The organism is Rhizobium sp. CFBP 8762 (assembly GCF_014841565.1).
Classification (GTDB): Bacteria; Pseudomonadota; Alphaproteobacteria; order Rhizobiales; family Rhizobiaceae; genus CFBP-8762.
In genome coordinates, this window is the sequence record NZ_JACYUD010000025.1 from 1 (window position 1) to 858 (window position 858).

The 858-nt window shown below is 55.5% G+C and carries 1 pseudogene; it reads right to left on the reverse strand.

Annotated elements, in window-relative coordinates:
• Positions 1-13: 13 nt before the first annotated feature.
• Positions 14-765: pseudogene (locus IFT84_RS21260) on the reverse strand (IS5 family transposase).
• Positions 766-858: the final 93 nt, after the last annotated feature.

An 858-nucleotide genomic window follows, 5' to 3' on the forward strand; every position in this document is an offset into this window, starting at 1 on the left:
CTAGGGCGTGTCGTCAGTTGAGTGAAATGACCGCAGCGATGAGCTGCACGGCTCCGAGAAAAGTGTTGGCAAGCTTGTCGTATCGCGTTGCAATGGCTCTGAACTGTTTGAGATTATTGAAGAAACGCTCAACTAGATTGCGTTCGCAATAAAGCGCGAAGTCTGTTGGCCTTGGCTTGATGCGATTGGCTTTTGGTGGAATCACCGGGTTGATATGACGTTCTTTGAGGTGGTCGATAAGCGCGTCGGCGTCGTAGGCTTTGTCCGCCAGAAAGGCTTGGGGATCAACCTCTTCCAGAAGAGGCTCGGCCTGCGTAAGGTCCGATGCTTGGCCCGGCGTCAGGGATATCGCCAGCGGATTGCCGAGCGCATCGACGATCACATGAATCTTTGTCGTCAATCCGCCTCGGGATCGACCGATCGCCTGGCACCCCCTTTTTGCGCGCCGGCACTATGCTGGTGGGCGCGTACGATGGTGGAATCCAGCATCATGTATTCGTTGTCGTGGTCGGCAGCCAAGTGTTTGAAAATACGCTCAAAGATGCCACTTTCGCACCATCGGCGCAGCCGCCTGTGGACATTCTTCCAGTCTCCGAACCGCTCGGGAAGATCGCGCCAAGGTATCCCGGCGCGGTATCGATAAAGCACAGCTTCCACGAACAGGCGATTATCCGCCGCCGTACTCCCAACATGACCTTCACGCCCAGGCAGAAGGTCCTTGATCCGATCCCACTGATCGTCCCGCAATCCATAACGACGTGCCAAAACCAGCCCTCCAGTAGCCGGTCTCCTATGAATCACATAAAATCTGATTTGGGAATCTGCCGCCGGAAGCTACTCAACTGACGACACGCCCTA